At 65.8% G+C, this 13871-nt stretch carries 14 protein-coding genes; 7 read left to right on the plus strand and 7 right to left on the minus strand.

Annotated elements, in window-relative coordinates; translation table 11 throughout:
• Positions 1 to 386: 386 nt before the first annotated feature.
• The gene (locus tag HWY37_RS00350) at positions 387 to 998 is read right to left on the minus strand and encodes a LysE family translocator (protein ID WP_175210359.1); all 612 of its coding nucleotides are present in this window, start codon (positions 996 to 998) and stop codon (positions 387 to 389) included.
• A gap of 108 nt (positions 999 to 1106) precedes the next feature.
• Here HWY37_RS00350 and HWY37_RS00355 point away from each other — a divergent pair, with 108 nt between their 5' ends.
• On the plus strand, positions 1107 to 2018 hold the full coding sequence (locus HWY37_RS00355; protein ID WP_176087587.1) for a LysR substrate-binding domain-containing protein: 912 nt from the start codon (positions 1107 to 1109) through the stop codon (positions 2016 to 2018).
• Here the strand turns inward: HWY37_RS00355 and HWY37_RS00360 are convergent.
• A complete protein-coding gene (locus HWY37_RS00360) occupies positions 2015 to 2803 on the minus strand; it encodes an exodeoxyribonuclease III (protein ID WP_176087588.1) in 789 nt (262 codons plus the stop codon). The two genes, HWY37_RS00355 and HWY37_RS00360, sit on opposite strands and share 4 nt — an antisense overlap.
• Before the next feature lie 132 nt (positions 2804 to 2935).
• Between HWY37_RS00360 and pyrE the strand changes: the two genes are divergently transcribed.
• Positions 2936 to 3619 (plus strand): orotate phosphoribosyltransferase, encoded by a 684-nt coding sequence (gene pyrE / locus HWY37_RS00365; protein WP_175210361.1) that lies wholly within the window; start codon positions 2936 to 2938, stop codon positions 3617 to 3619.
• 48 nt (positions 3620 to 3667) lie between these two features.
• Here the strand turns inward: pyrE and HWY37_RS00370 are convergent, their stop codons facing one another.
• The 5 genes from HWY37_RS00370 to gatC all read right to left on the minus strand — a co-directional run bounded on the left by HWY37_RS00370 (position 3668) and on the right by gatC (position 7816).
• On the minus strand, positions 3668 to 3973 hold the full coding sequence (locus HWY37_RS00370; RefSeq protein ID WP_246302151.1) for a type II toxin-antitoxin system VapC family toxin: 306 nt from the start codon (positions 3971 to 3973) through the stop codon (positions 3668 to 3670).
• Between the two features lie 159 nt (positions 3974 to 4132).
• Entirely contained in the window at positions 4133 to 4378 is a 246-nt protein-coding gene (locus HWY37_RS00375) for a hypothetical protein (protein WP_175210365.1), read from the minus strand.
• Positions 4379 to 4506: 128 nt separating this feature from the next.
• Positions 4507 to 5964, minus strand: a complete 1458-nt coding sequence (gene gatB / locus HWY37_RS00380) for an Asp-tRNA(Asn)/Glu-tRNA(Gln) amidotransferase subunit GatB (RefSeq protein WP_176087589.1) — start codon at positions 5962 to 5964, stop codon at positions 4507 to 4509.
• Positions 5965 to 5968: 4 nt separating this feature from the next.
• Positions 5969 to 7504, minus strand: a complete 1536-nt coding sequence (gatA, locus tag HWY37_RS00385; protein ID WP_175210369.1) for an Asp-tRNA(Asn)/Glu-tRNA(Gln) amidotransferase subunit GatA — start codon at positions 7502 to 7504, stop codon at positions 5969 to 5971.
• A 3-nt stretch (positions 7505 to 7507) separates the two neighbouring features.
• The gene (gatC, locus tag HWY37_RS00390) at positions 7508 to 7816 is read right to left on the minus strand and encodes an Asp-tRNA(Asn)/Glu-tRNA(Gln) amidotransferase subunit GatC (protein WP_042796086.1); all 309 of its coding nucleotides are present in this window, start codon (positions 7814 to 7816) and stop codon (positions 7508 to 7510) included.
• 228 nt (positions 7817 to 8044) lie between these two features.
• On the opposite strand from gatC, the gene HWY37_RS00395 reads away from it, so the two are divergent.
• From HWY37_RS00395 to rodA, 5 genes are all read left to right on the plus strand, one after another.
• Entirely contained in the window at positions 8045 to 9088 is a 1044-nt protein-coding gene (locus tag HWY37_RS00395; RefSeq protein WP_006391829.1) for a rod shape-determining protein, read from the plus strand.
• Positions 9089 to 9172: 84 nt separating this feature from the next.
• On the plus strand, positions 9173 to 10057 hold the full coding sequence (gene mreC, locus HWY37_RS00400; RefSeq protein WP_175210371.1) for a rod shape-determining protein MreC: 885 nt from the start codon (positions 9173 to 9175) through the stop codon (positions 10055 to 10057).
• Positions 10044 to 10610, plus strand: a complete 567-nt coding sequence (mreD, locus tag HWY37_RS00405) for a rod shape-determining protein MreD (RefSeq protein WP_175210373.1) — start codon at positions 10044 to 10046, stop codon at positions 10608 to 10610. Before mreC ends, mreD begins: the two co-directional genes overlap by 14 nt.
• 15 nt (positions 10611 to 10625) lie before the next feature.
• A complete protein-coding gene (mrdA, locus tag HWY37_RS00410) occupies positions 10626 to 12551 on the plus strand; it encodes a penicillin-binding protein 2 (protein WP_176087590.1) in 1926 nt (641 codons plus the stop codon).
• A complete protein-coding gene (gene rodA, locus HWY37_RS00415) occupies positions 12548 to 13684 on the plus strand; it encodes a rod shape-determining protein RodA (protein ID WP_175210376.1) in 1137 nt (378 codons plus the stop codon). The genes mrdA and rodA overlap by 4 nt, the downstream gene beginning before the upstream one ends.
• Positions 13685 to 13871 lie beyond the last annotated feature (187 nt).

Genomic DNA, 13871 nt, shown 5'->3' on the forward strand with positions numbered 1-13871 from the left:
TTGGGGCGCGAAAAATTCTTTTTGGTGCACGGCTGCACCTGTATGGTGCGGAATTGTAGGGGCAAAATGTTGCCCTGCGCAAAGCCGAAAAATAGTGCCATCGCCTTGATATCAAAGCATTTTTTCTTTTAATTTATTAGGGACATATTAAAAGCGCAAGATATAGGAAAGCCTGTCGGAAAAGCGGTTTTCTGAAGAAGATGTTTGAATTGCCTAGGGAAATTAATATGTCCCTATTTTTATACCATAGGAGAAAAGGTGTTTCCCTGAAGTCTTCCGAGGCCATGGAGGGCATGGCAGGGGAGGCTTGGGCAGGTTTGGGGGGCGCTTTTGCTTTTATATGTCCCCATTATTTATTTGAGCAAGATCAGGTCCGGGCGGCAGTATTACAACTGCGCCGCCGCCAGCGCCGCGCCCAAGGCCATCAGGACCGCGCCGACCACCCGATCGGCCGCAAGCTGGTGGTCCAGCAGCACCCGGCGCAGGAACGGCGAGGACACCGACCAAGCCACGGCGCCGAACCAGACCCAATGCGCGAACGACATGAACAGGCCATAGCCGAATTGCCAGGATAGGGGCGTGCCAGGCGAGACCAGTTGCGTGTACGTGCTGACCACGAACAAGGTGGTCTTGGGATTGAGGGCATTGGTCAGGAAGCCGCTGTAGAGCGCCTGCCAGCCTGTGATCGGCGGGCGCGCGGACAGGTCGCGATCAACCTGCGCGCGGTTGAAGAAGGTCTTCCAGCCCATGTAGACCAGGTAGCAGGCGCCCGCCAGCTTGATGCCCTGCAACACGGGCTGCGCGTAGTGCGCCAGCAGGCTGACGCCGAACATCGTATAGAACACGTGCACCTGCACGCCCAGGGCGATGCCCAGCGCGCACTGCAGGCCGGTGCGGCGGCCGAACAGGTAGCTGTTGCGCGTGACCATGGCGAAGTCCGGCCCCGGGCTGATGACGGCAAGAATGGTGATGAGGGCGACGGCGATCAGTTCGGTCATGGCGGCAGCGGCGGGTTGCGGAAGGAAGCCGGCATTGTGGGACGCTGGCGCGTGGCCGAAAAACGATTTCTAATGCCGCGTATCTGTGAGAAAAAATCACCTATTTTCATGAAGCTGCCGCCGCTCAACACCTTGCGCGTCTTCGACGCCGCTGCCCGCCATCAGGCCTTCGGCAAGGCGGCGGAAGAGCTGCACGTGACGCACGGCGCCGTCAGCCGGCAGATCCGGCTGCTGGAGGAAGCCCTGGGCATGACGCTGTTCGAGCGTCGCAACCGGGCTGTTTTCCTGACCGATGCGGGCAGGCAACTGTTCGACGTGACCCGGACGCTGTTCGAGCAGTTGTCGGCGGGCCTGGCCAAGCTGCGCCAGCCCGCCGCGGACGCGCCGCTGGTGCTGTCCTGCGAGCCCACCATCGCCATGATGTGGCTGATCCCGCGGCTGCCCGATTTCCAGCGCGAGCATCCCGCGGTGCAGGTGCATCTGTACGCGGCGGGCGGACCGGTGGATTTCACCGCCCAGGGCGTAGACGTGGCGCTGCGCCGCAATGACTTCGAGTGGGATACGGCTTTGCATGCCGAACGCGTGTGCGAGGAATGGACGGGGCCGGTGCGCCGGCCGGGCCTGTCAGGAGGGGGGGCGGCCACGGACGATTGGCTCGGCGCGCCGGCGCTAGGCAGCGCGACACGTCCGCAAGCCTGGAAGGACTGGTCGCGGGCGGCGGGCCTGAAGCCGCCGCGCGTGGCCGGGCCGACTTATGAACACTTCTATTTGAGCTTGCAGGCAGCGACCGCCGGGCTGGGGGTGGCGATAGGCTCCGCGCTGATGGCCTGCGATGCCGTGCGCGACCGCCGGCTGGAGGCGCCTTGCGGCTTTGTCCGCGACGGTTCGGCCTATGTGCTGCTGTCGCCCCGGTCCTGCACGGAAGACGCGCGGGCGCAGGCGTTTCTGCAATGGTTGCGCCGGGAGGCAGCCGCCTCGTTGCGGGCGGTGGCCGCCGGCGGGACGCCGGGCGAGGCTTAAAGCGTGGCGTCGTAGTCGATCGTCAGGGGCGCGTGGTCGGAGAAGCGTTCGTCCTTGTAGATGGCCACGTTGCGGGCGCGGGCGGCGATGCCCGGCGTCGCGATCTGGTAGTCGATGCGCCACCCGACGTTCTTGGCCCAGGCCTGGCCGCGGTTGCTCCACCAGGTGTATTGGTCGGGGCGCTCGTCGATGGTGCGGAACACGTCCACGAAGCCGCGCTTGTCGAACACGTCGGTCAGCCAGGCGCGCTCTTCGGGCAGGAAGCCTGAATTCTTCAGGTTGCCCTTCCAGTTCTTCAGGTCGATTTCCTTGTGGGCGATGTTCCAGTCGCCGCAGATGATGAACTCGCGGCCGGTGGTCTTGTGCTCGTGCATCAGCGCGTCGATCCAGGGGCCGAAGCGGTCCAGGAAGCGGTACTTGGCCTGCTGGCGTTCGTCGCCGCTGGAGCCCGAGGGCAGGTAGGCGCTGATCACCGACAGGTTCTTCCAGTCGGCGCGGATGATGCGGCCTTCGGGGTCGAATTCCTCGCAATCCAGGCCGGCGTTCACCCGTTCGGCCGCGTCGCGCAGGTAGATGCCCACGCCGCTATAGCCCTTCTTCACGGCGTGATGGAAGTGGCCGGTATAGCCGGGAGGATTGCGCAGATCGTCGGTCAGATCGTCTTCGGATATCTTGATTTCCTGCAGGCACAGCACGTCGGCGGAATGTTTTTCCATCCAGGGTTGCAGGCCCTTGCGGAAGGCGGACCGGATGCCGTTGAGATTGATCGACGTGATGCGCAGCAAAGCGTGACTCCTGTTGAGCGGCCGCGAGGGCCGGGGCAATGCCAGCAATTTAACCGACTCGAAGCGGCAGGCCGGGAATAGCCCCGACAGCGGATAAAATGCCTGCGTTTGCCATCTACCGGACCTCTACGCATGCCCGCCGCCCATTCTTCCGCCACCGCCCTGGATTTCGTCCGCTTCGCCTTGAACGAGGGCGTGCTGCGCTTCGGCAGCTTCAAGGTCAAATCGGGCCGTATCAGTCCCTATTTCTTCAATGCTGGACTGTTCAACAGCGGACGCTCGGTCGGCAAGTTGGCGCAATTCTATGCCCAGGCGCTGCTGGATTCGGGCGTGCAGTTCGACATGCTGTTCGGCCCGGCCTACAAGGGCATCCCCCTGTCGACGGCGACCGCCGTCGCGCTGGCCGGCCACCCGGACATGAAGGGCGGCGACGTGCCTTTCGCCTACAACCGCAAGGAAGCCAAGGACCACGGCGAGGGCGGCACCCTGGTGGGCGCGCCGCTCAAGGGCAAGGTCGTCATCATTGACGATGTGATTACCGCGGGCACGTCCGTGCGCGAATCGGTGGAAATCATCCGCGCGGCGGGCGCCGAGCCGGCCGCCGTGCTCATCGCCATGGACCGCATGGAGCGCGCGGGCCCGGACGACGCCCTGTCGGCCCATTCCGCCGTGCAGGACGTGGCCAAGACTTACGGCATGCCGGTGGTGTCGATTGCTTCGCTGTCGGACATCTTGGCCCTGCTGCAGGACGACGCGTCGTTCGCCGAGCACCGCGAGGCGGTGCTGGCTTATCGGACGAAGTACGGGGTGAAGTAAACCTCGTACTTGGCGAGTAGAAAGGGGCGGCCAGGTGCCGTCCTTTTTTTATCCGTAGCTTGCCGCTGGTTCGGCGACGCCGTGGGGTTGGCCAAAGACGGCGACGCCGCTCGCTCGGGCGGCATCCGCCAGCTTGCGGTCAAAGGTGGCCAGATAGCCGTTGGTTCTTTGGGCCAGTTCGAGATAACTGGCATCGTAGACGGTCAAGCCGTGGGTTCGAGCCAGCAGGTAGCTGCGGGCCGCGCTGGAAGATGGGGCGGCCGGATCCGGAAGTATGGGCAGGCGTTCGAGTAGCTGCCTGAACGAGAACAGTTGACCCGCCGATGCCCGTTGGCTACGTTCGGCGCGCAACATGCCGTTCGCGACTTCCGTATGCCAGATGGGGGGGCACCGTGTTTTCAGACTCGTGGGCCGTTTCCAGCAGATGCCGGGCCATCAGCGCTTCGTGGGCGTCCGCGCGGTCGACCAGCCACGCCAGGGCAAGCGAGGCGTCCGGTATCAAGCGGACCGGATTCATTCCCGGCCCTCTTCGATCCAGGAACGGATGACTTCGTGGGGGACGGCCGGCGCAGGCTTGAAGCTTTTCATTGCCTCAAGCGCATCATGGGCATCCAGCGACGTGCCGGGCAGGACCGGCGTCAACCTGGCGCAGAACACGCCGTCCAGTGAAATGATGAAATGCTGGCCTTCGCGGACCGCCAGCAGGTGATCGGAAAAGCTATGCAGCAGTTCGCTGGTGCTGATTTCCAGGTAGTTCATGTCCAAGCCTCCGGGCAAAAGTCGACCAGATCATTCTTGGATAAACGAAGGGCCGCGGCAATATGCCGCGGCCCTTCGTTTCGTCTGATACGTCAGGAGTGCTCCCGTTGCCGGGGCGTCCTGCTCGGTCAGCTATCCAGCTTCTGCTTCAACAGATCATTCACCTGCTGCGGATTCGCCTTACCGCGGGCGGCCTTCATGATCTGGCCCACCAGCGAATTGAACGCCTTCTGCTTGCCGGCCCGGTACTCTTCGACGATGGCCAGGTTGGCGGCCAGCACCTCGTCGATCATGGCGCCGATGGCGCCCGTGTCGCTGATCTGCTTGAGGCCGCGCGCCTCGATGATGGCGTCGGGTTGGCCGCCGTTTTCGCCGGCCCACATGGCGCCAAAGACTTCGCGGGCGATTTTGTTGGAGATCGTGCCGTCGATGATGCGGCCGATCAGGGCTGCCAGCGCCGGCGCCTGCACCGGGGAGTCGGCGATGCTCTTTTCGTCCTTGTTCAGGGCGGCGGAAACTTCGCCCATGACCCAGTTGGCGGCCAGCTTGGCCTGGCCGGCCGGCAGCGCGTCCGCCACCGCCTGGAAATAGGCGGCGAGGTCGCGGCTGACGGTGAGCTGTGCGGCGTCGTAGGCGGGCAGGCCGTACTCGGATTCGAAGCGGGCGCGCTGGGCGGCCGGCAGTTCGGGCATGGCGGCGCGGACCTCGTCGACCCAGGCGCTGGAGATCACCAGCGTGGGCAGGTCGGGGTCGGGGAAGTAGCGGTAGTCGTGCGCGTCTTCCTTGCTGCGCATGCTGCGCGTTTCGTCACGGTCGGCGTCGTACAGGCGGGTTTCCTGGACCACCGTGCCGCCGTCCTCGATCAGCTCGATCTGGCGCCGCGCCTCATAGATGATGGCGCGTTCCAGGAAGCGGAACGAGTTGACGTTCTTGATCTCGGTGCGGGTGCCGAATTCTTTCTGGCCCACGGGGCGGACCGAGACGTTGGCGTCGCAGCGGAACGAGCCTTCCTGCATGTTGCCGTCGCAGATGCCCAGCCACACGACCAGGCTGTGCAGGGCGCGGGCGTAGGCCACGGCCTCGGCGGCGGAGCGCATTTCGGGTTCCGTCACGATTTCCAGGAGCGGCGTGCCGGCGCGGTTCAGGTCGATGCCGCTGCCGGGGGCGCCGTTGGCCAGGCTGAAGTCGTCGTGCAGGGACTTGCCCGCGTCTTCTTCCAGGTGGGCGCGCGTCAGGTTGACGGTTTTCTCTTCCTCGCCCACGAAGAAGGACAAGGAGCCGCCCACGACCACCGGCAGCTCGTACTGGCTGATCTGGTAGCCCTTGGGCAGATCGGGGTAGAAGTAGTTCTTGCGCGCGAACACCGAGCGCGGCGCGATCGTGGCGCCCACGGCCAGGCCGAAGCGGATGGCGCGTTCGGCGGCGCCGCGGTTCATGACCGGCAGGCTGCCCGGCAGCGCCAGGTCGACCACGTTGGCGTGGGTGTTGGGCGCGGCGCCGAATTCGGTGCTGCTACCCGAAAAAATCTTGGAGTCCGTGGAAAGCTGCGTATGCGTTTCCAGGCCGATGACGATTTCCCAGTTCATGTTCTCAGCCTTGCTGGACCGGGGCACGCTTGTGCCAGTCCGTCACTTGTTGGTAGCGGTCGGCGATGGCCAGCAGGCGGCCTTCGTCGAAGTAGTTGCCGATGATCTGGAGACCGACGGGGCGTCCGTTGCCAGCGCCGCCGAAGCCGCAGGGGATCGACATGGCGGGCAGGCCGGCCAGGCTGACGCCCAGTGTGTAGACGTCGGCCAGCCAGTCGGCGGTGGGATCGTCGCGGTTGTCGCCGATGTTCTTGGCCACGGTGGGCGTCACCGGGCCCATGATCACGTCGCACTGGTCGGCATAGGCGCGCTGGAAGTCCTGCGCGATCATGCGGCGCAGGCGCTGCGCCTGCAGGTAGTAGGCGTCGTAATAGCCGTGGGACAGCACGTAGGTGCCGATCAGGATGCGGCGCTTGACCTCGTCGCCGAAGCCTTCGGCGCGCGAGCGGCTGATCATTTCGTTCAGGTCGCCATACTGGGCGGCGCGGTGGCCGTAGCGCACGCCGTCGTAGCGCGCCAGGTTGCTGGAGGCTTCGGCGGGGGCGATGACGTAGTAGGCGGGAATGGCGAGCTCGGTACGCGGCAGCGACACCGGCACGCGCACGGCGCCCAGCGCCTCGAACTGGGCCAGCGCGGCTTCGACAGCGGCGGCCACGTCGGGCGCCAGGCCGGCGCCGAAGTATTCGGCGGGCACGCCGATGCGCAGGCCCTTCAGGGGCTGGCTGCCGGCGGCGTCGTAGCGGCTCTGGGCGGCGTCGAAGTCGCGCCGGACACGGCCCGGCTCGTTGACGGCGGCATCGCATTTTTCCAGGCTGGTGGCGTCGCGCGGATCGAAGCCGCTGATGACGTCCAGCAGTTCGAGCAGGTCGCGGGCGCTTTCGGCCAGCGGACCGGCCTGGTCCAGGCTGGAGCCGAAGGCCACCATGCCGTAGCGGGAGACGGTGCCGTAGGTGGGCTTGATGCCGCTGACGCCGCACAGGGCGGCGGGCTGGCGCACCGAGCCGCCGGTGTCGGTGCCGGTGGCGGCGGCCACCAGGCGGGCGGCCACGGCGGCGGCCGAACCGCCCGAGGAGCCGCCGGGTACGGCGGCGTGGTCCCAGGGGTTCTTCACGGCGCCGTAGGCGGAGTTCTCGTTGCCGGAACCCATGGCGAATTCGTCGCAGTTCAGCTTGCCGAGCGACACGGCGCCGGCCTGTTCCAGGCGTTCGACGACGGTGGCGTCGAACGGGCTGACGTAGCCTTCCAGCATCTTGCTGCCGGCGGTGGTGCGCCAGCCGCGGGTGACGAAGGCGTCCTTGTGGGCGATCGGGATGCCGGCCAGGGGGCCGGCCGAGCCGGCGGCCAGCGCGGCGTCGGCGGCGCGGGCCTGGGCCAGCGTCAATTCGGCGTCAATATGTAAAAAGCAATTCAGGCCGCTGGCCGCTTCGGCGGCCGCCAGGCCGCTTTGGGCGAGCTCGACGGCGCTGACCTGGCGTTGCGCGAGGGCCGCGCGCAGGGCGGCGATCCCCTCGAATTGGGTATGCAGAGCGGGTTTCGTCATGACTTAATCCAGGACCTTGGGAACCAGGAACAGGCCTTCCTGGGCGTCGGGGGCGTTGGCCAGCAACTCCTGCCGGCGGGCTTCCGAGCTGGGTTCGGTCACGACATCTTCACGCAGGCGCAGCACGATGTCCTCGTGGGCGGACAGCGGGTGGGCCAGGGGTTCGACCCCCTGCGTGTCGACGGACTGGAGCCGTTCGATCAGGTGGAGGATGCCGTTGAGTTCGGCCTGCGCGAGGGTGCGCTGGTCGGGGGTCAGTTCGATTCTGGCCAGCCGGGCAATGCGGGCCACATCTGTGTCATTGAGCGCCATGGGGGAGTGCAAAATCGATAAGCGAAGGCCGAAGGGCGGGACAGGGCAGTATGCATATGCCAAACCCGTTACAAAGCTTGAATAGCCTGCATTTATGCGCTATTTCCGGGGAAATTATAAGTTATGATTCACGGTTTAATCGCCGTGATGACAGGCGGACCCGTTGTTTCACGGGCCCTACGCCCCGCGGCATGAACCCAATTCCCCCCAGAATTTAGCTGAGCTCCCATGTTCGGATTCCTGCGCAGTTATTTTTCCAGCGATATGGCGATCGACCTCGGTACCGCCAATACGCTGATCTACGTCCGCGGCAAGGGCATCGTGCTCGATGAACCGTCCGTGGTCGCAATCCGTCATGAAGGCGGTCCCCACGGCAAGAAGATCATTCAGGCCGTCGGTCAAGAAGCCAAGCAGATGCTTGGCCGCGTGCCCGGCAACATAGAGGCCATCCGGCCCATGAAGGACGGCGTCATTGCCGACTTCACGGTCACCGAGCAGATGCTCAAGCAGTTCATCCGCATGGTGCACCCCCGCAACATGCTGGCGCCCAGCCCGCGCATCATTGTCTGCGTGCCCTGCGGCTCCACCCAGGTTGAACGCCGCGCCATCCGCGAATCGGCCCTGGGCGCGGGCGCGTCCCACGTCTTCCTGATCGAAGAACCCATGGCCGCGGCCATCGGCGCCGGCCTGGCCGTGTCCGACGCCAGCGGCTCCATGGTGGTCGACATCGGCGGCGGCACCACCGAGGTGGCGGTCATCTCGCTGGGCGGCATGGTCTACAAGGGTTCCGTGCGCGTTGGTGGCGACAAGTTCGACGAAGCCATCGTCAACTACATCCGCCGCAACTACGGCATGCTGATCGGCGAGCCCACCGCCGAACTCATTAAGAAGGAAATCGGCTCCGCGTTCCCGGGATCCGAAGTCCGCGAGATCGAGGTCAAGGGCCGCAACCTGGCCGAAGGCGTGCCGCGCAGCTTCACGGTCTCGTCCAACGAGATCCTGGAATCGCTGACCGACCCGCTGAACCAGATCGTCTCGGCCGTGAAGATCGCGCTGGAACAGACCCCGCCCGAGCTGGGCGCCGACATCACCGACAAGGGCATCGCCCTGACCGGCGGCGGCGCGCTGCTGCGCGACCTGGATCGCCTGTTGCAGGAAGAGACCGGCCTGCCCGTCGTGGTGGCGGACGATCCGCTGACCTGCGTCGTGCGCGGTTGCGGCGAGGCGCTGGAACACCTTGAGAAACTGGGCGCCATCTTCATCAACGACTAATTTTGCCCGCCAGCCCGGAGCCCCGCTAGTTCACGGCTCCGGCCGCTGCCGGAGCGACGGACGCGGGCGTCCGGGCTGAGATTCATGCAACGACAAGGGACTCCTCCCCTATTCAGGCGCGGCCCACCTGCGGAGGTGCGGCTGGTCGTTCTGGTCGTCCTTGCTTTGGCCCTGATCGTCATGGATTCGCAATGGCGCATGCTGGAACCGGCGCGCCGGGCGATGTCCGCGGCGCTTTACCCCTTCCAGCGCGCCGTCATGGCGCCGCGCGACCTCGTCCAGCAAGTGAACGAATGGGTCAACGCGGCCAATCTCATCCGTAGCGAAAACGAAGCCTTGCAGCGCCAGCGCATCGAGCTGGCGCAGGTGACCACGCACGCGGCCCAGCTCGCCGCCGAAAACTCCCAATTGCGCCGCCTGCTGGGCGTGACCGACACGGTGGCCCAGTCCGCCGTGGTGGTCGAAGTCATGTACGAACCCGCCAACGCGTTCACGCAGCGCCTGGTGTTCAACAAGGGCAGCAAGGCCGGCCTGGCTCCGGGCATGCCAGTGATCGACGAAGGCGGCGTGGTCGGGCAGATCGTGCGTGTCACACCCATGACCGCCGAGGCGGCTCTGGTCACCGACGAACAGGTCTCCATCCCCGTGCAGTTGCTGCGCAACGGCCTGCGTCTGATCGCTTTCGGCGGCAATTCGCCGGGCAAGATGGAAGTCCGCTACCTGGCCGCCAATGCCGACATCAAGGAAGGCGACACCATCGTCACCAGCGGCGTCGGCGGGCTGTTCCCGGCCGGCCTGCCCGTGGCCAAGGTGACCTCGGTCGAACGCGATACCGCGTCCGGCTTCGCCCGCGCCGTGTGCGAACCGCTGGCCCACCCCGAACGCTATCGCCACTTCCTGGTGTTGCAGGTCGATGTGGAACGCGCCGAATCCAACCGTCAGGAGGTCGATTCCGGTGGATCGGACTAATCAATCCTCGGGCCGGGGCGCGCGCCGCCTTGGCACCCCCAGCAATGTGCAGCCCGACCGCCTGTCCGGCCCGGCGCATGGCGTGTTCGTCTGGGGCACGGTGCTGGTGGCGTGGCTGGTGTCCCTGCTGCCCTGGCGCCTGTGGCAGGGCGCGCCCGACATCCTGTTGCTGATCATCGCCTTCTGGTGCGTGCACGAGCCGCGCCGCGTCGGCCTGTTCACCGCCTTCTTCTTCGGCCTGCTGATGGACGTGCACGACGCCGGCCTGCTGGGCGAGCACGCGCTGTCGTACACGCTGGTGGCCTACGGCGCCGTGGTGCTGCACCGCCGGCTGCAGCGCTTCGACCTCTGGAGCCAGGCCATGCACATGCTGCCTGTGTTCTTCATCGCCCGCTTCGTGACCCAGATCATTCATGCCTGGCTGGCCGGCAAGTGGCCGGGCTGGGAATGGGGCCTCGGCGTGCTCCTGACTGCCGCCCTGTGGCCGCTGGCGGGCTGGGTCCTGCATTTGCCGCAGCGCGGCGTCGACGACGCCGAATCGTCCTCCGCCTGACGGCGGCGCCGCGTCATGTTCGAATTCAAGAAAACCGGCCTCCAGCAGAAGCAGCGTTTCCGCCTGCGCGCCTGGGTGGGCGGTTTGTTCGCCCTGGCCTGCTTCGGCGTGCTGGTCGGCCGCTTCTGGTACCTGCAGGTCGACCGCTATGAAGGCTTGTCCGAACGCGCCGACCGCAACCGCATCGCGGTCGTGCCGATTCCACCGCGGCGCGGCGAGATCCTGGACCGCAACGGCGAAGTGCTGGCGCGCAACTACCGCACCTATACGCTCGAAGTCGTGCCGGCCCAGGCCGGCAACCTGAGCCAGCTGTTCGAGCGCCTGACCGAGGTCGTGTACATCAGCCCGGCCGACCAGCGCCGCTTCAAGCGCCGCGCCGCCGAATCCAGCCGCTACGCCAGCCTGCAGTTGCGCAACAACCTCAACGAAACCGAAGCCGCCTGGTTCGCCGCGCATTCCTTCCAGTTCCCCGGAGTGGAGCTGCGCGCGCGCTGGGTGCGCGAATATCCGCAAGGCGTGTCGGCCGCCCACGTGGTGGGCTATATCGGCCGTATCGCCGAGGGCGACATCGAAGACCTGGACCGCGTCGGCCAGCTGGGCAACTACCGCGGCACCGATGTCATCGGCAAGAAGGGCATCGAGAAAACCTGGGAAGAGCAACTGCACGGCCGCACCGGCCTGGAAGAAGTCGAGGTGACCGCGGGCGGGCGCCCCATGCGCACGCTGCGCCGCATCGATCCAGTGCCGGGCTCCGACATCATGCTGTCCATCGACCTGGGCCTGCAGAAGGTGGCCGAGGCGGCCTTCGAGGGACAGCGCGGCGCGCTGGTCGCCATCGATCCGGACACCGGCGAGGTGCTGGCCTTCGTCTCGCAACCCTCGTTCGACCCCAACCTGTTCGTGGACGGCATCGACGTCGACAACTGGCGCATGCTGAACGAATCGCCCGACCACCCGCTGATCAACCGGCCGCTGTACGGCACCTATCCCATTGGTTCCACCTACAAGCCTTTTGTCGGCCTGGCCGCCCTGGAACTGGGCAAGCGCCGCGCCACCGACCGCATCTCGGACCCCGGCTATTACGAGTTCGGCGGGCAGAAATTCCGCAACGCCGGCGGCGCGGCCTACGGCATGACGGACATGCACAAGGCCATCGTGGTGTCTTCCGACACCTACTTCTATTCGCTCGGCCCCGAGATCGGCGTGAACGCGCTGCACGACTTTTCCAAGCAGTTCGGTTTCGGCCAGATCACCGGCATCGACCTGGAAGGCGAAAAGCGTGGCGTGCTGCCGTCGACCGACTGGAAGCGCTCGGCGTATAAGGACAAGGAGCGCCAGCGCTGGTACGCGGGCGAGACGATTTCCGTGGCGGTGGGGCAGGGCTACAACGCCTTCACGCTGCTGCAACTGGCGCAGGGCACGTCCACGCTGGCCAACAACGGCCTCTTCCGCCGTCCCCACCTGGTGCACGCGGTGCGCGATCCGCGCAGCGGCGAGGCCAAGGCCACCGAATCCGCGCCTGACTACCGCATTCCCCTCAAGCAGGCCAACGTGGACGTGATCAAGAACGCCATGGCGGACGTGGTGCGCGCCGGCACGGCGCGGCGCGCGTTCGCCAATGCTCCCTACCAGGCGGCCGGCAAGACCGGCACCGCGCAGGTGTTCAGCCTGCGCGGCGGCCATTACCGCGCCAGCGCCATCGACGAGCGCCTGCGCGACCACGCCTTGTTCATGGGCTTTGCGCCGCTGGAACACCCGCGCATCGCCGTCGCGCTGATCGTCGAGAACGCCGGCTGGGGCGCCAGCGTCGCCGCGCCGGTCGCGCGCAAGGTGTTCGACTATTGGCTGGCCAAGGACCGCCAGGACAAGATCGTGCGGCCCGAACGCACCGATCCCCTGGCCTCGGTTGAAACCATTGCTTCCGACGTGGTGCGCCAATGAAACGCCTGGGCCTCATTCTGCTGCGCGTGTTCACGGCCTTCGACTGGCCGCTGCTGGCGATCCTGCTCATGTTCGCCGCGCTGGGCATGACGGTCATGCACTCCGCGGTGGGCGGCACCGACTGGCGCTTCGCCGAACAGTCGCGCAATTTCATCATCGCCTTCTTTGCGATGTGGACCATGGCGCTGATTCCGCCGAAGTGGCTGATGAAGCTGGCGTTGCCTTTCTACATCGTGGGCGTGGTGCTGCTGCTGGGCGTGGAGTTCTTCGGCGAAACCAGCAAGGGCGCGACCCGCTGGTTGAACCTGGGCGTGACCCGCATCCAGCCGTCCGAAATGATGAAGATCGCCGTGCCGATGATGCTGGCCTGGTACTTCCAGCGCCACGAGGGCGCGGTCCGAATCCGCGACTTTCTGGCCGCCGCCGCCATGCTGGCCGCGCCTTTCGGCCTGATCGTGCTGCAGCCCGACCTGGGCACGGCGCTGCTGGTGTTCGGCGCGGGCTTCTTCGTGATCTATTTCGCGGGCCTGTCGTTCAAGCTGCTGGTGCCGGTCATGCTGGCCGGCATCATCGCCATCGGCACGCTGGTCTACTACGAAGACCAGCTATGCGAGCCTGACGTGAACTGGGTGGTGCTGCACGACTACCAGAAGCATCGCGTGTGCACGCTGCTCAATCCCAGTTCCGACCCGTTGGGCAAGGGCTTCCACACCATCCAGTCGATGATCGCGGTGGGTTCGGGGGGCGTGTACGGCAAGGGCTATATGAAGGGCACCCAGACGCACCTGGACTTCATACCCGAGCGCACCACCGACTTCATCTTCGCGGTGTACGCCGAGGAATTCGGGTTGTATGGCGGCATCGCGATCCTGGTGCTGTACGGGCTGATGATGGCGCGCGGGCTGACGATCGCGTCGCGGGCTTCGTCGCAGTTCGGCAGGCTGCTGGTGGGGTCGTTGACGATGATGCTGTTCATCTATGTATTCGTGAACGTGGGGATGGTGACGGGGATCCTGCCTGTGGTGGGGGTGCCGTTGCCGTTCATGAGCTATGGGGGGACGGCTTTGTTCACCATGGGGATTGCGTTCGGGATCATGATGAGTATTAGCCGGCATCGGTCGGTCAAGACTTGATCTTTTGCTGATGGCGGCTGCGAGGTCTTCGTAGGTCGCCCGTCGTCGCGAGCGGCGTGGCGGCTCGCGCCCACGATTGCGGTCCGGAGCGTTCGCTCCGGACTGCCCCTTCGTCATCTTCGTCAAGGCCTGCGGCCTTTCCTTCAGATTCCCTCGGGCGCATCGAGGTTGCGAGCCGCCACGCCGC

The sequence above is a fragment of the Achromobacter anxifer genome (assembly GCF_903652925.1).
Classification (GTDB): domain Bacteria; phylum Pseudomonadota; class Gammaproteobacteria; order Burkholderiales; family Burkholderiaceae_B; genus Achromobacter; species Achromobacter anxifer.